The sequence below is a fragment of the Alloyangia pacifica genome (assembly GCF_020524285.1).
GTDB lineage: Bacteria > Pseudomonadota > Alphaproteobacteria > Rhodobacterales > Rhodobacteraceae > Salipiger > Salipiger pacificus_B.
Genome location: NZ_JAIVKX010000003.1, coordinates 429,569 through 445,684, shown reverse-complemented (window position 1 = coordinate 445,684; position 16,116 = coordinate 429,569). Strand labels below are relative to the sequence as shown.

The 16,116-nt window shown below is 68.9% G+C and carries 15 protein-coding genes and 1 tRNA gene; 6 read left to right on the top strand and 10 right to left on the bottom strand.

Going from position 1 to position 16,116, the window contains the following annotated elements:
• Positions 1-31: 31 nt before the first annotated feature.
• The 8 genes from yihA to rpmH all read right to left on the bottom strand — a co-directional run bounded on the left by yihA (position 32) and on the right by rpmH (position 6,998).
• The gene (yihA, locus tag LC039_RS06260; protein ID WP_226622315.1) at positions 32-688 is read right to left on the bottom strand and encodes a ribosome biogenesis GTP-binding protein YihA/YsxC; all 657 of its coding nucleotides are present in this window, start codon (positions 686-688) and stop codon (positions 32-34) included.
• Positions 685-1,428 (bottom strand): MOSC domain-containing protein, encoded by a 744-nt coding sequence (locus tag LC039_RS06255; RefSeq protein WP_226622307.1) that lies wholly within the window; start codon positions 1,426-1,428, stop codon positions 685-687. Before LC039_RS06255 ends, yihA begins: the two co-directional genes overlap by 4 nt.
• Positions 1,425-3,251: a membrane protein insertase YidC gene (gene yidC, locus LC039_RS06250; RefSeq protein WP_226622305.1), complete on the bottom strand. Its 1,827-nt coding sequence runs from the start codon at positions 3,249-3,251 to the stop codon at positions 1,425-1,427. The genes LC039_RS06255 and yidC overlap by 4 nt, the downstream gene beginning before the upstream one ends.
• Before the next feature lie 349 nt (positions 3,252-3,600).
• A complete protein-coding gene (locus tag LC039_RS06245) occupies positions 3,601-5,103 on the bottom strand; it encodes a GGDEF domain-containing phosphodiesterase (RefSeq protein WP_226622303.1) in 1,503 nt (500 codons plus the stop codon).
• 132 nt (positions 5,104-5,235) lie between these two features.
• Positions 5,236-6,126: a tRNA 2-thiocytidine(32) synthetase TtcA gene (ttcA, locus tag LC039_RS06240; protein WP_226622302.1), complete on the bottom strand. Its 891-nt coding sequence runs from the start codon at positions 6,124-6,126 to the stop codon at positions 5,236-5,238.
• A gap of 8 nt (positions 6,127-6,134) precedes the next feature.
• Positions 6,135-6,356: a membrane protein insertion efficiency factor YidD gene (gene yidD, locus LC039_RS06235; RefSeq protein ID WP_226622296.1), complete on the bottom strand. Its 222-nt coding sequence runs from the start codon at positions 6,354-6,356 to the stop codon at positions 6,135-6,137.
• On the bottom strand, positions 6,353-6,730 hold the full coding sequence (gene rnpA, locus LC039_RS06230) for a ribonuclease P protein component (protein ID WP_226622295.1): 378 nt from the start codon (positions 6,728-6,730) through the stop codon (positions 6,353-6,355). Before rnpA ends, yidD begins: the two co-directional genes overlap by 4 nt.
• 133 nt (positions 6,731-6,863) lie before the next feature.
• On the bottom strand, positions 6,864-6,998 hold the full coding sequence (rpmH, locus tag LC039_RS06225) for a 50S ribosomal protein L34 (RefSeq protein WP_226622293.1): 135 nt from the start codon (positions 6,996-6,998) through the stop codon (positions 6,864-6,866).
• 350 nt (positions 6,999-7,348) lie between these two features.
• Here rpmH and LC039_RS06220 point away from each other — a divergent pair, with 350 nt between their 5' ends.
• From LC039_RS06220 to LC039_RS06205, 4 genes are all read left to right on the top strand, one after another.
• Positions 7,349-8,089, top strand: coding sequence for a TVP38/TMEM64 family protein (locus LC039_RS06220; protein WP_226622287.1), 741 nt, complete (start codon positions 7,349-7,351; stop codon positions 8,087-8,089).
• 19 nt (positions 8,090-8,108) lie between these two features.
• Entirely contained in the window at positions 8,109-9,527 is a 1,419-nt protein-coding gene (locus LC039_RS06215; protein WP_226622281.1) for a dihydrolipoyl dehydrogenase family protein, read from the top strand.
• 19 nt (positions 9,528-9,546) lie between these two features.
• A complete protein-coding gene (locus LC039_RS06210; protein WP_226622280.1) occupies positions 9,547-10,929 on the top strand; it encodes a sensor histidine kinase in 1,383 nt (460 codons plus the stop codon).
• Between the two features lie 65 nt (positions 10,930-10,994).
• Positions 10,995-11,071 (top strand) — tRNA-Arg (locus tag LC039_RS06205).
• A 90-nt stretch (positions 11,072-11,161) separates the two neighbouring features.
• On the opposite strand, the gene LC039_RS06200 is transcribed toward LC039_RS06205, so the two are convergent.
• Together LC039_RS06200 and LC039_RS06195 are read right to left on the bottom strand one after the other, a co-directional pair.
• Positions 11,162-11,857, bottom strand: a complete 696-nt coding sequence (locus tag LC039_RS06200) for a CbiX/SirB N-terminal domain-containing protein (RefSeq protein WP_226622278.1) — start codon at positions 11,855-11,857, stop codon at positions 11,162-11,164.
• Between the two features lie 92 nt (positions 11,858-11,949).
• On the bottom strand, positions 11,950-12,510 hold the full coding sequence (locus LC039_RS06195; protein ID WP_226622276.1) for a DUF4202 domain-containing protein: 561 nt from the start codon (positions 12,508-12,510) through the stop codon (positions 11,950-11,952).
• A gap of 252 nt (positions 12,511-12,762) precedes the next feature.
• Here LC039_RS06195 and cydD point away from each other — a divergent pair, with 252 nt between their 5' ends.
• Together cydD and LC039_RS06185 are read left to right on the top strand one after the other, a co-directional pair.
• Positions 12,763-14,436 carry a thiol reductant ABC exporter subunit CydD gene (gene cydD, locus LC039_RS06190; protein WP_226622274.1) on the top strand — a complete coding sequence of 558 codons (1,674 nt, stop codon included), beginning with the start codon at positions 12,763-12,765 and terminating at the stop codon, positions 14,434-14,436.
• Positions 14,430-16,106: an amino acid ABC transporter ATP-binding/permease protein gene (locus LC039_RS06185; RefSeq protein ID WP_226622267.1), complete on the top strand. Its 1,677-nt coding sequence runs from the start codon at positions 14,430-14,432 to the stop codon at positions 16,104-16,106. Before cydD ends, LC039_RS06185 begins: the two co-directional genes overlap by 7 nt.
• The last annotated feature ends 10 nt before the right edge of the window (positions 16,107-16,116 follow it).

Below are 16,116 nucleotides of genomic sequence, written 5' to 3'. Positions count from 1 at the left end.
GTCCCTGCGCCCGGGATTGCGAAGGGGAAATTCAGGAAAGGCCGTTGATGATCGCGCGCAGGGTGGGGATCCCCTCGCCCTTTTCGGAGCTGGTCAGCACGATCTCGGGGTAGGCGGCGGGATGCTTCGACAGCTTCTCGCGCACCTGCGTCAGGATCCTGTCGAGATCCTTGGCCTTGAGCTTGTCGGTCTTGGTCAGCACCGCCTGGAAGGTGACGGCGGACTTGTCGAGCAGCTCCATGATCTCCTCGTCGACCGGCTTGACCCCGTGGCGGGCGTCGATCAGCACGAAGGCGCGCCGCAGCGAGACACGGCCCGAGAGGTACTGCTTGAGCAGGCGCTGCCATTTCTCGACCACCGCGACGGGCGCATTGGCAAAGCCGTAGCCCGGAAGGTCGACGAGGTAGTGGCTCTCGTTGAGCGTGAAGAAGTTGATCTCCTGCGTCCGGCCCGGCGTGTTCGAGGCGCGGGCGATGCCCTTGCGACCGGTGAGCGCGTTGATCAGGCTCGACTTGCCGACGTTCGAACGCCCGGCAAAGCAAACCTCCGGGCGGTCGTCGGGCGGCAGCCCGTCCATGGCGACCACGCCCTTGAGGAATTGCACGTCACCGGCAAAGGCCTTGCGCGCCGCCTCGCGGGCTGCGTCATCGGGATCTTCGGCGATGGGAAAGGGAAGGGGGGTCGTCACAGCAGGGTCACCTCGTCGTCATGGGCGATCTCGCCGCCCTCCGTCACTTCGGCCTGCACCGAGAAATCCGTATGTCCCCAGTGACGCAGCGCGCCCAGCGTATCCGCATCGCGCTGGCCTGTCTCGGGGTTTGCAGTGGTGGCGGCGCAGCGGCCGGTCCGTTCGCGCACGATGAAGGTCGCGCCGCCGATGCGAATCTCGCGCCCGACCCAATCGAACTCTTCCCAGGGCGCCAGCCCGTCCAGCCAGATATTGCCGCGCCAGCGGTGGATCGACAGCGGCTGGCCGATCTGCGTCTCGACCGCACGGTGCGAGGCGATGTTGCACAGGGTGATCGAGGCGAAGGGCGCATCGGTCATGCCGCGCGCCTGCGCCCGGACGAGCCGCGCCGATTGCGCCCGGTCCTCGGGCATCAGCGGGCGCACCCAGTCGAGGAAGGCTTCGTCGGCGCTGTCGGGATCGAAGGTCAGGTCGGGGCGGTCCGGGTGGTGCAGGGTGATGGTGCCCGCCGCCTCGTCCATCTCGGCGCTGATCGCCATGAGCTGGGGCGCCTTGGCGCCCCGGCTGAAGTTGCCGCAGCGGACCCATTCGGATCCGTCCGCGTCGGAAAGCTCATGCGCCACCGCCCAGGCCCGGTCGAAGGGCAGGCACTGGTGCGCATGAAGGGTCACCCGGTCCAGCGCCTCGCGGCCATGGGCCTTGATCGGGTGGCGCCAGATTTGGGTGACCCGTCCGCTCATTTTCCGCCCGACTTCGCGTCCTTGGGCTTGCGCTTGAAGGTCGACTTGATGTTGCCGAACACGTCAGGCTTGGCCCCGTGGCTGCGCATGATCAGGTACTGTTGGGTGAAGGTGATCGTGTTGTTGGTGATCCAGTAGAGCACCAGGCCGGAGGCGAAGCCGCCGAGCATGAACATGAACACCCAGGGCATCCAGGCAAAGATCATCGCCTGCGCGGGGTCGGTCGGCGTCGGGTTCAGCTTCTGCTGCAGGAACATCGAGATGCCCAGCAGGATCGGCAGGATGCCGATGAACACCAGCGCCAGCGTCGTGCCTGCCTCGGGGGCTGCCCAGGGCAGCAAGCCGAAGAGGTTGAACAGCGAGGTGGGATCCGGCGCCGAGAGGTCTTGGAACGGGCCGAAGAAGGGCGCGTGCCGCAGCTCGAAGGCGACGAAGATCACCTTGTAGAGCGAGAAGAAGATCGGGATCTGCAGCAGGATCGGCAGGCAGCCCGAGGCCGGGTTGACCTTCTCGCGCTTGTAGAGCGCCATCATCTCCTGCTGAAGCTTCTGGCGGTCGTCGCCGGCCTTCTTCTTCATCTCCTCCATCTGCGGCTGCAGTTCCTTCATCTTCGCCATGGAGACGTAGGACTTGTAGGCCAGCGGGAAGAGCAGCGCCTTGAGGAAGATGGTCAGGGCGATGATCGACACGCCCATGTTGCCGATCCACTGGTGCAGGTGGTGCAGCAGCCAGAAGATGGGCTTGGTCAGGAAGAAGAACCAGCCCCAGTCGATGCTGTCGACGAAGCGGTCGACGCCCTGGTCCTGGTACTCGTTGATCACTTCCCAGACCTTGGCGCCCGAGAACATGCGGGTCGAGACCTCGGCGGTGGCGCCGGGGGCGATGGTCTGCGTCGGCAGAACGACCTCTGCCTGGTAGATGTCGCGGGCTTCGTTGTACTTGATCGCCTGGCGGTAGCTGGTGCCGCTGTCGGGGATCAGCACGGTTTCCCAGTAGTGCTCGGTGAAGCCGATCCAGCCGTTTTCCGACACCTGGTAGGTCTCGGCGCGGGTGCCGGCCTCGGCCGCGGGATCGAAATCGCGGATTTTCTTGTACTTGTTCTCGGCGAGCGTGCCGTCACTCATCGAGATGGCGCCCTCGTGCAGCACGAAGAAGTTCTTCAGGTCCGCCGGCTCGCCGTGGCGGGCGAGGATGCCGTAGGGGGCGGCGGAGACCTCGGCGCCCGAGGTGTTCTCGACCGACTGGGTGACGCGGAACATGAACTTCTCGTCGACCGAGAAGGTGCGGCGGAAGACCAGTCCGGCGGGGCTGTCCCAGCGCAGGGTGACCGGGCTGTCGACATCGAGGGTCTCGCCGCTCTCGACGGTCCACTCGGTGTTCGGGCCGGGCACGTCGGCGGCCTGCAGGCCATTGCCCGGAGCCCAGCCGTAGACGGCGTAATAGGGGTTCGCACCGCCCACGGGCTCGAGCAGCTGCACCACCGGCGAGCTCTCGTCATTGGTCTCGTGGTACTGGCTCAGCTTCAGATCGTCGATCCGGCCGCCGGTGAGGGCGATGGAGCCGATCAGGTTCGGCGCGGCGATCTCGACCCGCGCGGTGTCGAGCGTCGCCTCGGGGGCGGCGGTGCTGGCCGCGCCGGCCTCGGGCGCCTCGGTCGACGCGCTGGGGGCCGTGACGCCCGGCGCGGTCTCGAGCGTCTGCTCGGTGGTCTGGGCCGTCTCGTCCACCGTCGCTTCGGGCGGCGGGAAGAGGAGGAACCAGACGAGGATCACGACGAAGCTCAGCGCCGTGGCGATGAGCAGATTCTTGTTCTGATTGTCCATGCGAGAGACCGCCACCTGTCCTTGGAAAGTCAAAGCCGGGTTCAACAGGGCAGACCCCCAAAGGTCAAGCCGAATCATGCGTGGCAACGGGTTTGTCAGCGTTCCGGGGCTGTGAGCGTGGCGTTAGTACGGGGTGCGGCGGGGCCAGCGCGGGGGCTTGGTCCGACAAGACAGCGGATCTTTTCGGCGCGTGGCCACGGCGGCGCGCACGGATTTTCCGGACGGTGGCCCTGCCTGCGCGCAATCGGCATGGCCGGTGCCGGGCGTCTTTGCCGGGGCCGCATTGGCCGTGGCTGCCGGAAGAGTTGAGGTGGCCGGGGGCGGCGAAGCTTTCCCAGGGCCCCGCAGCTCAGCCGTTGCTGCGGCCCAGTTTCTGAGCCTCGGCGATGCGCAGCGCGTGGGCGCGCGCCCATTCGGCGAGTTGCGGGGCCGGCATCGGACGGGCGATGCCGAACCCCTGGGCGTGATCGCAGCCGAGCTGGGCCAGCAGGGCGTGTTCGCCGCCACTTTCCACCCCTTCGGCGACGGTTTCCAGCCCCAGCCGGTCCGCAAGGCCCAGGATGGCCGCCAGCATGCGGCGTTGGTCCTCGCTCCGGTCGATGCGGGTGACGAAACTGCGGTCGATCTTGAGCCGGTGCACGGTGACCCGGCGCAGCGCACCGATCGAGGCGTGGCCGGTGCCGAAGTCGTCGAGGTCGATGCGGCAGCCGAGCCGCGCCAGCGCCGAGATGTTGCGGGCGATGATCCCCTCGGGGCTTTCGGCGATCACCGTTTCGAGCACCTCCACGCCGAGGCGGCTAGCAGGCATGCCGAAGCGGTCGAGATCCCATTTCAGCCGGTCGACCAAGCGCGGGTTGCGCAGTTCCATTTCCGAGAAGTTGATGCTGACGCGGGGGATGTGCAGCCCTGCCTGATCCCAGTTGCGCAGGGCGGTGAGGCTGTGATGAAGCACCGCGTCGCCAAGCTGCTCCATGCGCCCGGCCTCTTGCAGGGCGCCGAGGAAGCGGGCGGGCGGCACCAGCCCCTGCTGTGGGTGCATCCAGCGCACGAGAGCCTCGACGCCGCTGATCTCGCCGGTCGAGGTGCAGAGCTGCGGCTGGTACCAGGGCTGGATCTGGCCCTTGGCAAGCGCGGTCTCGACCTCGGAGAGCAGGGCATTGCGCGCGCGGCGTTCGGCCCGCATCCCCTCGCTCCAGGGGCGGATCGCGGAGGGGGCGTTTTCGATGGCCTCGCGCAGCGCGGCCTGCGCGCAGTCGAGCATGTCCGCGCCATCCGATCCCGCGCGCAGCCGGGACGAGCCGCAGAACCCCACCGCGACCGAGAGGTAGTGCACGCCGGTATCGGTGGCGGCGGGCTCCTCGAGGCCGCGCTGCACCCGGTCGGCGAGGGCGAGAAGCGCCTCGAGATCGAGCCGGAGACCCGGGGCGATGAGCGCCATGAAGCGGGAATCGCCGATGCGCATCGCGCTGTCCTCGGGGCGCAGCAGCTCGCGCAGGCGGTGGAGGAAGAGCACGCGCAGGGTCTCGGCCACGTCTTCGCCCATGCGGCGGGAGATGGCGTCGAGCCCCTCGGCCTCGAGCAGCAGGCAGGCGGTGTGCATTTCCGCATCGCGGGCATGTTCAAAGCTCTGTTCGGCCAGGTCCTGCGCGGTGGCCATGCTGACGAGATCCTGCCCGCTGCGCGCCCTGCGGAGCGCTGCCGGGGAGTCGCTGGTGAGCAGCAGGCCGTAGATCAGCGGAATCGTCAGGGAAATCGCCAGCAGCACAAGCTCCCCCCCCAGCCAGAAGCCGGCGAGGGAAATCGCCGGGAGAAAGGCCAGCATGTGCGGCCCGAGCATCCAGCGCTCGAGCATCGCCCGCGCTCGCGCGGCCCTGCGTCGGAGAGGGCTGTATGGAGCTGGCTTCGGTGCGAGATTCGGCGGCATGGCCCGCCCCCTGCATCTTCAGAGACGGGGCCAGCCTAGCGCAAAGGCGTAAGGCGACGCTTAACGCAGGTCGGGAACCCCGTCGTCGGCGTCCGGCGCGCGCTTGCTCATGTCGCGCATCAGCCCGGCGAAGTCGAAGAGCTTGGGATCCATCATGTGCGACGGGCGGATGTTGGTCAGCGCCTTGAACATCACCTGCCGGCGTCCGGGGGAGTTTTTCTCCCAGCCGTCGAGGATCTGCTTCACCTGCTGGCGTTGCAGCCCGTCCTGCGAGCCGCAGAGGTCGCAGGGGATGATCGGGTAGTTCATCGAGCGGGCGAATTTCTCGCAATCGACCTCGGCCACATGGGCGAGGGGGCGGTAGACGAAGAGATCGCCCTCTTCGTTGACCAGCTTCGGCGGCATGGTCGCGAGGCGCCCGCCATGGAAGAGGTTCATGAAGAAGGTCTCGAGGATGTCGTCGCGGTGGTGGCCGAGCACGACTGCAGAACAGCCTTCCTCGCGGGCGATGCGATAGAGGTTGCCGCGGCGCAGGCGCGAGCAGAGCGCGCAGTAGGTGCGGCCCTGCGGGACCTTGTTCATGACGACCGAATAGGTGTCCTGGTACTCGATCCGGTGCGGTACGCCCATCTTCTCGAGGAACTCGGGCAGGACAGTCGCGGGAAAGCCCGGCTGGCCCTGGTCGAGGTTGCAGGCGAGAATCTCCACCGGCAGCAGGCCGCGCCACTTCAGCTCGTGCAGCACCGCCAGCAGCGTGTAGCTGTCCTTGCCGCCCGAGAGGCAGACCAGCCACTTCGGCAGGGCGCCATCCTCGCGGCGCTCGATCATGCCGTACTGTTCCACCGCCTCGCGGGTGTTCTGCACGATGCGCTTGCGCAGCTTCTTGAACTCGGTGCTCTTGGGGGCACCGTAGAACAGCGGGTGGATGTCGTCGGCGTCGTCGTCGAACATGGGCGGCCTCAATCGGGGACGTTGTCGATGCCGGACCCGCCGAGCGGGTGGCAGCGCAAGATGCGGCGGATCGTCAGGTAGGAGCCCTTGAGCGCCCCGTGCTTCTCCAGCGCCTCCAGCGCATAGGCGGAACAGGTCGGCTGGAAGCGGCAGCCATGGCCGACCCAGGGCGAGAAGATCAGGCGATAGGCGCGTACGGGCAGGGCGGCGATATGCGCGAGCGGGCTCACGACTGCGGTTTCCGGGGTTTCCGGGGCGAGTGGATCTGCCGGATCGCCTGCGCGAGGTCGCCCTGCAGCGCGGTGAATTCGCGCTCGGCGGTGGCGCCGGCGCGGCCGATCAGCACGTAGTCCCAGCCCGGCTTGCCCAGGTCCGGCAGGCCGAGGCGCGCGATCTCGCGCAGCCGGCGCTTGGCGCGGTTGCGGGCGACGGCATTGCCGACCTTCTTCGAGCAGGTGAAGCCGACGCGGATCAGGTCGGAGCCGTCATCGCGGTAGCGCGCCTGCAGCAGGAATGACGGCACCGGCTGTCGCCGGGCACGCGCCGCCGCGAGGAAATCGCTGCGCTTGCGCAGCACCTCGAGCATAGGGCTGTCCTTTGCCATCAGGGCATCGCCTTGGGCAGGTCTGAGGTCCGCATCCGCACGCACGCCAAGCGCAAAGGCCGCTTCGGTCTGTCCCGAAGCGGCCTTGGCCGGTGTCTTGTGCACACGCTCCGCCATCGGCAGAGCGCGCGGCTCAGGCGCTGAGCTTCTTGCGGCCGCGTGCGCGGCGCGCATTCAGAACCGCGCGGCCGGCTTTGGTGGCCATCCGGGCACGGAAGCCGTGGCGGCGCTTGCGAACGAGGTTCGAAGGCTGAAAGGTGCGTTTCATCGCGCTCTTCTCCGTCTGATCAGGCCTCCGGAGAGGCCGGTCTGTCTACATGGTCTCATTGCTGCCTGCGGCGTCCGCCCGGTGCGCCAGTGGATTGGCAGCAAGAGCTTACATCACAGACGGCCCTAAGCGGATTCGCCGGGCCGGGTCATTCGAGGCCCGTGCTATAGGCAGGAGTGGCCTCCGTGTCAAACCTCTAACCGGGCCCGCGGGGAAGATTTCCGGCGACGCTCGTGGGGGCCAGTATCACATGGCGCTGGCGCGGCGCAAAGCGGTGGCCCGGGCTGACCTTCGATCAAGGCCGCGTGATAGGGCTGTGCGCAGGCGATTCCGCGCGCCATTCTAGGAGGATGACGGATCAGGACCCCACTCCTTCGCCCGCACGTGCGCGGCTCTTGCGGCACCTGCCGCTGGCGCTGATCGCGCTGGTTGCTGTGATCGGCGCGGTCACGCTGCGCGACTACATCAGTTTCGACACGCTGCGCGAGAATCGGGTGGCGCTGTTGGATCTGCGCGACAGCCACTATGTGCTGATGGCCGGGGGATTCGTCGCGGCCTATGTCGCCATCGTCGCCTTCTCGCTGCCCGGGGCCGCCGTCGCTTCGGTGACCGGCGGCTTTCTCTTCGGCCTCGGGCCGGGGACCGCGCTGAATGTGCTGGCGGCCAGCATCGGTGCCGTAGCCATCTTTCTCGCGGCGCGGGCCGGGCTGGGCCAGGTGCTCTCGGCCAAGCTCGACGCCTCCGAGGGCAAGCTCCGCAGGCTCCGCGACGGGCTGCGGCAAAACGAGGTGAGCGTGCTGCTGCTGCTGCGACTGGTGCCCGCGGTGCCCTTCTTCGTGGCGAACCTGCTGCCCGCGCTGGTGGGCGTACGGCTCTGGAACTTTGCCTGGACGACCGCATTGGGCATCATACCGGGCGCGCTGGTCTTCACCTCGATCGGGGTGGGGGTCGGCTCGGTCTTCGACCGGGGCGAGACGCCGGACCTGAGCCTGCTCTGGGCGCCGCAGGTCATCGGCCCGCTGCTGGGGCTCGCCGCGCTGGCGGCGCTGCCGATCGCGCTGCGCGCCTGGCGCGGGCGAAAGGGTGTCTGAGATCAGGAGTGTGAGTACAATGGAAACCATCAAGACCGACCTTCTGATCATCGGGGCTGGCTCCGGCGGGCTCTCGGTCGCGGCGGGTGCCGTGCAGATGGGCGCCAGCGTGGTGCTGGTCGAGCGCGGCGAGATGGGCGGCGACTGCCTGAACTACGGCTGCGTGCCCTCCAAGGCGCTGATCGCCGCCGCCTCGCGGGCCCATGCGCCGGACGTCTCCGGTGCCTTCGGCGTCGATCTGGCCGGGGCAAGGGTCGACTGGCCCCGGGTGCGCGCCCATGTGCAGGAAACCATCGCCCGCATCGCCCCGGTGGATTCTCAGGAACGGTTCGAGGGGCTGGGTGTGCGGGTGATCCGTGCGCAGGCGCGTTTCGTCTCGGAACGCGAGGTGGAGGCGGGCAGCCACCGCATCCTTGCGCGTCGCATCGTGCTGGCCACGGGGTCGGCCCCCGCCGTGCCGCCGGTCGCGGGGCTGTCCGACGTGAGTTACCTGACCAACGAGACCCTCTGGGAGCTGCAGGAACTGCCCGCGCATCTGCTGATCCTCGGTGGCGGGCCGATCGGCATGGAGATGGCGCAGGCCTTCCGCCGCCTCGGGGCGCAGGTCACCGTGGTCGAGGGCGCGCGCGCCCTCGGGCGCGAGGACCCGGAAATGGCGGAGATCGTGCTCGACCATCTGCGCGGCGAGGGGGTGACCATTCTCGAGGGCGAGACCGTGACGGCGGCCAGCCAGCAGGGCAGCGCCATAGAGCTGCGGCTGGACAGCGGCAAAATCCTCACCGGCTCGCATTTGCTGGTGGCGGCGGGGCGGCGGGCGTATACCGAGGGGCTCGGGCTGGAGGCGGCCGGGATCGAGACCACGCAGACCGGGATCAAGGTGGACGCCGGTCTGCGCACGACGAATCGCAAGGTCTATGCCATCGGCGATGCCGCGGGCGGGCTGCAGTTCACGCATCTGGCAGGCTACCACGCGGGGATCGTGATCCGTTCGGCGCTCTTCGGCCTTCCGGTCAAGGCGTCGAGCCATCACATCCCCCGCGCCACCTACACGCGGCCCGAACTGGCGCATGTGGGGCTGACCGAGGTCGAGGCGCGGCAGCGCTACGGCGACCGGCTTGAGGTGCTGCGCGAGGCGCTGCAGCACAATGACCGCGCCATCGCCGAGCGCGAGACCGCCGGGCTGGCCAAGGTCATGGTGCACAAGGGGCGGCCCGTGGGGGCCACGATCGTCGGCGCGCAGGCCGGAGATCTCATCTCCACATGGGCGCTTGCGATCTCGGCAAAGATGAAGATCGGGCAGATCGCGGGCATGGTCGCGCCCTATCCGACGCTGGGGGAGCTTAACAAACGGGTTGCCGGATCCTATTTCACACCCAGATTGTTTGAAAACCGCACGGTCAAGGCTGTTACACGAACAGTTCAACGCCTGCTCCCCTGAAAGCTCAAGACCGCCCTATATGTTCAATTCGCTCTCAGGCCGCTTTCTGGTGCTCACGACCGTCTTCGTGATGCTGGCCGAAGTGCTGATCTTCGTGCCCTCGGTGGCGCGATTCCGGCAAGATTTCCTCAACGACCACCTCGAGCGCGCGCAGATCGCCTCGCTGGCGCTGCTTGCCGACGACGTGCTGGCACCCGAGCTCGAGGCCGAGCTGCTGGACAACGCCGGTGTCTACAACGTCGTGCTGCAGCGCGACGAACGGCGCGAACTGGCGCTGTCTTCGCCCATGCCGGGCTCGGTCGACGAATCCTACGACCTCCGAGAGGCCGGCCCGCTGATCCTGATGAAGGACGCGATGAAGCGGCTCATCGATCCCAATCCGCGGCTGATCCGGGTGCTGGGCTATCCCAAGGACGATGGCGGCGAGCTGATCGAGGTCACCATGGACAGCCTGCCGCTGCGTACCGCGATGATCGACTTCGGTCTCGGGGTGCTGCTGGTCTCGGCGCTGCTCTCGCTGATCACCGCCTTCCTGCTGTTCCTTGCGGTGCGGGTGCTGCTGGTGAAGCCGATCAAGGGCGTGGTCGGCCATATGCAGCGCTACGCCGAAGATCCCGAGGACGCGCGTCGGATCATCAAGCCCATCGCCGGCGTGCGCGAGATTCGTGAGGCCGAGGAGGCGCTGAAATCGCTCGAGACCCAGCTGTCGCAATCGCTGCGGCAGAAGGAGCGGCTGGCGCAGCTCGGCGGGGCGGTGGCGCGGGTCAGCCACGACCTGCGCAACATCCTCAGCTCGGCGCAGCTCTTTACCGACCGCATCGAAATGTCCGAGGATCCGACGGTGAAGCGCATGGCCCCCAAGCTGGTCAGCTCGATCACCCGCGCCGTGTCGCTCTGCGAGACCACGCTGGCCTTCGGCAAGGCCGAGGAGCCGGCGCCGCTGCTGACCCAGTTCAACCTCGCCGAGCTGGTCAACGAGGTGCTCGAGGCCGAGCGGCTGGCGATCGGCGAGCATGAGGTGAGCCTGTCCGAGGACATTCCCGCCTCGATGCAGATTCGCGGCGACCCCGAGCAGATCTACCGCGCCATCGCGAATCTCGTGCGCAACGCCCGGCAGGCGATCACCGGCTCGGGCGAGGAGGGCGAGATCGCCGTCTCGGCCCGCGCCGAAGAGGACGCCTGGATCATCGAGGTCACGGACACCGGCCCCGGTCTGCCGCCCAAGGCGCGCGAACACCTGTTCCAGCCGTTCCAGGGCGGCGCGCGGAAGGGCGGGGCGGGACTCGGTCTCGCCATCGTTGCCGAGCTGGTGCGGAATCACGGTGGGAAACTGCAGCTCATGCGCTCGGACGAGCACGGCACCTGCTTCGAAATTCGCCTTCCGACCGGTGACTTAGGGTAAGGTTGGAAGTTTTTTCGAAATCTCTCTTGCGCATCCTTCGAACAAACTCTAAACCCCGCCCTCACGGACCGATAGCTCAGCTGGATAGAGTACTTGACTACGAATCAAGGGGTCGGGGGTTCGAATCCTCCTCGGTCCGCCACTCCCCACCGGGGGACGGCAAAAAAGAAGGCCACCGCAGTGCGGTGGCCTTCTTTTTTTGTGCTTTCGCCCTCTGCGAAAGGCCGAGGAGTCAGCCGGAGTCTGCCTGTGTTTCAAGGCTTTGCGCGATCAGCTCGGGGGTTTCCGGCCAGTCGATAAAGGCTGGCAGCACGGGGCCGGCGAAACCCGCCTCGGCCAGAGCCTGCGGCACGTCCTCGAGCATGTGGCCCGCGTTGAGCGCGAATTGCGGCAGGCAGATTGCCTGGCCGAGCCCCCGGGCCGACTCGTTCAGGAAGGGCGGCTCTTCCACGTAGCCCGCGCGGGCCTCGGCGAATCCCATCTCGGCCTTCAGGGCGGCGGCAAAATCGCGGGCGCTTTCGGCACTGGTGCGGGACACGGCGCTGCCATGGGCCGCGACGAGCAAGGCGGTGTCTGCCGGCTGCCAGCCCTTGGCATCAAGTTCGCGCTGCAGCGCATGCGCGGCGCTGGTCACCAGGGCGGGTTCGGTGCCGAATGGTTCCAGCACCCGCAGGCCGGCCGGGTCGGCACGCTCGGCGAGCACCTTCTTGGTGAAATAGCCGCGCGCCATGAAATAGGGGTAGACCCAGGGCGTGCCCAGATCCGCCACTGCGGCATCGAACGCCCCCTCCTTGGCCAGCGTGGCGCCGCCGATGCGCCAGCCGGGCAGCAACGCCCCGACGCGCGCCGCGAGGTCCTTCAGGGCCGTTTCCTGCGGATCGGGGTCGGAGGGGCTGCCATGGGCGACGATGAGGGCGGATCGGGTCATGTTCTCAGGTCTCGATAGTCTGTGGTGCGGCGCAACCTAGCGCCGCAAGAGCGTCCGAAAACACTTGCAGGCTGCGTCGAAGGCGCAGGGGATCAGTCGCGGAAGGCTTCGGCAAGGGGATCGGGCAGGTCGAACTCCTGCAGCACCCGCGCGCGGCCCGCGGGCGACATCTTCAGCGCGGTCTTCTCGACGATGCGCTGCAGACCGTCGGCGTCGCGGCCCTCGGCGAAGGGCGAGAAGTACCACTTGAGGAAGGTGAAGCAGATCACGTCCTCCAGTGCCTGCACCTCGGCGTCGCGCTTGATTCCCTCCTTGCGCAGCAGCACGCCCACGCGCTCCTGCGCGGCGGCATCATAGCCCGCCTTTGCCATCATCCCGGCAAGCCGCGCGCCGTGGCGGCGGCCCTGCTCCTTGCGCCAGGCAAAATAGCCGGGGCGGTCCATGGGATAGGAATCGCGCGGCAGCAGCCAGCGCTCGACGTGCTGGCCGCGCGCGGCGATCTGCAGCACCTCGGAGGCCTCGGGGAAGAGCCGGGCCAGTTCCGAACTCATGCGCTCGCCGTAGAGCAGCGCGGCGGGCTGGCCCTCTTCGCGGTTGGGATCCTGGGCATTGGCGGAATCGATCTGCGACAGGACGTCGGCAAGCGCGCTCATGTCCGGGCTCCCTTGCGGGTATGGGGCTGGGGCATCGGGAAAATCTCCTGTCGGTCTGATGCGGGCAGCGTGGCACGGGCGGTGGCGCCGCGCAATCTCCGGTGCCGCGCTTTCGACCGCCTTTCTCCGGGCCGCCACGCCAGTGGGCGCCGCGGCGCGGCGGCAGAGTGACGCGCGGCGCGGCTGGGGCTTGCAACTTGCGGTCATCCCCTATCTCATTGAGCGAGAAACGGATTTTCTCGTGGAGCCGCCATGTCTTCCGCCCCCGAGCCGACGCGGACCCGGGCCGAGAGCCTGCTTGGCCCCGGCGCGCAGCGCCAGTTGCGCCAGTCCTCGCGCCTCTCTGCCCTCGCCGCCGCGCTCTGGTTGCCGCAGGCCGCCGCGCTCGCCTGGGGCATCGCCGGATGGGTCGAGGGGGCGCCGCTGTCGCGCACGCTCTCGATGGCGCTGGCTTTCGCGCTGCTCGGGCTGCTGCGCGGCTGGGGCGAGCGCCGTGCGGCCCGGCTCGCCTATCGCGCCGCGGACGAGACCTTGCACGCCCGCAGGCAGGCGCTGCTGGACCGCGAGTCGCTGCGCATGGGCGGCACTTCCTCGGCGGCGCTCGCCGCTCTGCTGACCGAGAAACTGGCGGCGCTGGGCCCGTGGATCACCCGCTTCCGCCCGGCCATGGCGCGGGCGCGGCTGCTGCCCGTCCTCTATCTTGCCGTGATCCTGCCGATCTCCTGGGCGGCGGGGCTGGTGCTGCTGGTGGCCGGGCCACTGATCCCGCTCTTCATGGCGCTGGTCGGCATGGCCGCGCAGGAGGCGAGCCGCAAGCAGATGGTCGAGGTCGGGGCGATGAACACGCTGCTGATCGACCGCATCTCGGCGCTGCCGGACCTGCTGCTTTTGAATGCTGCCGAAGCGTCGCGCGCCGAGTTCACGGCCCGCGCCGAGGGGCTGCGGGAGCGCACCATGGCAGTGCTGCGGGTGGCCTTCCTGTCCTCGACGGTGCTCGAGCTTTTCTCCGCGCTGGGGGTGGCCATGGTGGCGGTCTATGTCGGCTTCTCGCTGCTCGGAGAGATCACCATCGGCACCTGGGGCCTCTTCGGGCCGGGGCTGACGCTGTTCCAGGGTCTGTTCCTGCTGCTGCTGGCGCCGGACTTCTTCCAGCCGCTGCGCGACCTCGCCGCGGCCTGGCATGACAAGGCTGCGGCCGAGGCGGTGGCGGAGGACCTCGCCGCGATCGACGCGTCGGAGAGGGCGCCGGTGCTGGGGCAGGGGGCCGAAGTCGCGCCCTTGCCCGGCCCGGCCTCGGTGGCACTGGCCGGGGTGCAGGTCCTGCGCGGGTCGCAGCGCGTGGCGCTGCCGGATGTCCACGTGGCCCCGGGCGAGTCGTTGGCGCTGCGCGGGCCGAGCGGGGTGGGCAAATCCACCGCGTTCGACCTGATCGCCGGGCTGCTGGTGCCGGACCAGGGGCAGGTGCGGGTCGCGGGGCAGGTGCTGGACCACGACAATGCCGACGCCTGGCGTGCCCGCATCGCCTATGTCCCGCAGCAGGTGCATATCCCGGACATGACCCTTCGCGCTTTCCTGACCGGCGACCCGGCGGGCGATGTCCCGCCCGAGTCGCTGCGCCGCGCCCGGGCCGAGCGCATCGTCGCGGCGCTGCCGGAGGGACTGGAGACCGTGCTCGGCGAAAGCGGGGCAGGGGTCTCTGGCGGCGAGGCGCGGCGGCTGCTGCTGGCCCGCGCCCTGATCCGGGGCGCCGAGGTGATCCTCGCCGACGAGCCCACCGCCGATCTCGACATCACCACCGGCGCCGCGATCATCGAGGTGCTGCAGGGGCTCGCCGCGGAAGGGCGCACGGTGATCGTCGCCACTCATGACGCGGCGTTGGCCGGGGCCATGGGCCGCATCGTCGATCTGGAGGCCGCCCCATGCTGAAGCTCTGGCAGGTTCTGCGCCTGCTGTGGCGTGCGCATCCTTTTGCCATGTGGCGCGGTGCGCTGCTTGCGGTCCTCGTGCTGCTGATGGGGGCGGCGCTGCTCGGCCTCTCTGGCTGGTTCATCACCGCCACCGGCATGGCGGGCATCGCCGGGATCGGCATCGCCTTCGATGTCTTCCGCCCCAGCGCCGGGGTGCGCGGGCTGGCACTCGGCCGGGCGGCGGCGCGCTACGGGGAACGTCTGCTGACCCATGACGCCACGCTGCGCGCCCTTGCGGCGCTGCGGGTCACGCTGCTGCAGCGCCTCGAGCGCTTTCCCGTGGCCGACCTGCGGCGGGTGCGCGGTGCCTCGGCGCTGACCCGGATCACCGCCGACGTGGATGCGCTCGACGGGGTCGTTCTGCGGCTCGCCCTGCCGATCGCCGCGGCGCTGCTGACCCATGCGGCGGTTTTCCTCGGACTCTGGGCACTGACCTCGCATGCGGTCGCGCTCTCGGTCGCGGCGGGCTACCTGCTTGGCGGCGGCGTGATGCTCTGGCGGGTGGCGCGCGCCACCCTGGGCCCGTCAGCGCAGGCCGAGGCGGCCTCGCAGGACCTGCGCCGCCGCGCCATTGGCCTGTTCCGGGGCCGCCGCGAGGCGATCCTGCAGGGCGCGCTGCCGCGCTGGCGTGAGGGGCTGGACCGCTCCGAGGCCGAGGCCCGCGGCGCGATGGACCGGCTCGATCGCATAGACACCGGGGCAGGGCAGGGGCTCTCGGCGATCGTCACGCTGATCGCGGCGGGGGTCTTCGCGCTGGCCGGCTGGCTGGTGGCCGAGACAGACCTCGACCCGGCGCGCGCCGCCATCGGCATTTTCGTGGCGCTGGCGCTTGGCGAGACGCTGCTGCCGCTGCGCCGGGGCATGGCCGAGATCGGGCGCATGCGCGATGCCGCGAGCCGGGTCCTGGCCGAGCCGCCCGCGGCTGCCGCGGCGCCTCTCAGGGGCGCGTTCGAGTCGGAGCGCGAGACGACCGGCAAGGTGCTCGAGCTGCGCCACCTCTCGCTGGCCCGTCCCGGCTGGACGCGGCTGTTGCTGCACGACCTCTCGCTGTCGGTGACGCCGGGCGAGACGCTCGCCCTGCGCGGTGCCTCGGGACTCGGCAAATCAACGCTGCTGGACGTCATAGCCGGGCTGGAGCCGGTGACGGCGGGCGAGATCCTCCTGCTGGGCCGTCCTCTGGGCGCCTGGCCCGAGGGTGAGTTGCGCAAGGTGCTGACCCTCGTGCCGCAGCGTTCGGCGCTGGTGTCGGGCACGGTGCTGGAGAATCTCTCGCTGGCCCGGCCCGGGCTGACCGAGGCCGAGGCGATGGCAGCGTTGGAGGCGGTACACCTGGCGCAGACCGTCGCGGAGCGCGGCGGCCTGAGTTCACCTTTAGGTGAGGGTGGGGCTGGTCTGTCCGGTGGTCAGGCTCGCAGACTGGTGCTGGCGCGGGCGCTGCTGCGCCGCCCCAAGCTGCTTCTGCTGGACGAGCCGACCGAGGGGCTGGACCCCGAGACCGCAAGGCAAGTACTTGCAGGTGTGAGGAAATTTCTGCCGGACGCGGCGATCGTAACGGCGTCGCATCGTGCGGCGGAGCTGGAGGCTGCCGATCAGGTAATCGACCTCAAAAGCTATATCGCAGAATCATGATGAACTTGAT

What these genes read in the sequence shown, in the direction of transcription:
- LC039_RS06255 (WP_226622307.1), bottom strand. Translation starts at nt 1,428, where the DNA reads ATGAGCGGACGGGTCACCCAAATCTGGCGCCACCCGATCAAGGCCCAT.
- yidC (WP_226622305.1), bottom strand. Translation starts at nt 3,251, where the DNA reads ATGGACAATCAGAACAAGAATCTGCTCATCGCCACGGCGCTGAGCTTC.
- LC039_RS06245 (WP_226622303.1), bottom strand. Translation starts at nt 5,103, where the DNA reads ATGCTCGAGCGCTGGATGCTCGGGCCGCACATGCTGGCCTTTCTCCCG.
- ttcA (WP_226622302.1), bottom strand. Translation starts at nt 6,126, where the DNA reads ATGTTCGACGACGACGCCGACGACATCCACCCGCTGTTCTACGGTGCC.
- rnpA (WP_226622295.1), bottom strand. Translation starts at nt 6,730, where the DNA reads ATGGCAAAGGACAGCCCTATGCTCGAGGTGCTGCGCAAGCGCAGCGAT.
- rpmH (WP_226622293.1), bottom strand. Translation starts at nt 6,998, where the DNA reads ATGAAACGCACCTTTCAGCCTTCGAACCTCGTTCGCAAGCGCCGCCAC.
- LC039_RS06220 (WP_226622287.1), top strand. Translation starts at nt 7,349, where the DNA reads ATGACGGATCAGGACCCCACTCCTTCGCCCGCACGTGCGCGGCTCTTG.
- LC039_RS06215 (WP_226622281.1), top strand. Translation starts at nt 8,109, where the DNA reads ATGGAAACCATCAAGACCGACCTTCTGATCATCGGGGCTGGCTCCGGC.
- LC039_RS06210 (WP_226622280.1), top strand. Translation starts at nt 9,547, where the DNA reads ATGTTCAATTCGCTCTCAGGCCGCTTTCTGGTGCTCACGACCGTCTTC.
- LC039_RS06200 (WP_226622278.1), bottom strand. Translation starts at nt 11,857, where the DNA reads ATGACCCGATCCGCCCTCATCGTCGCCCATGGCAGCCCCTCCGACCCC.
- LC039_RS06195 (WP_226622276.1), bottom strand. Translation starts at nt 12,510, where the DNA reads ATGAGCGCGCTTGCCGACGTCCTGTCGCAGATCGATTCCGCCAATGCC.
- cydD (WP_226622274.1), top strand. Translation starts at nt 12,763, where the DNA reads ATGTCTTCCGCCCCCGAGCCGACGCGGACCCGGGCCGAGAGCCTGCTT.
- LC039_RS06185 (WP_226622267.1), top strand. Translation starts at nt 14,430, where the DNA reads ATGCTGAAGCTCTGGCAGGTTCTGCGCCTGCTGTGGCGTGCGCATCCT.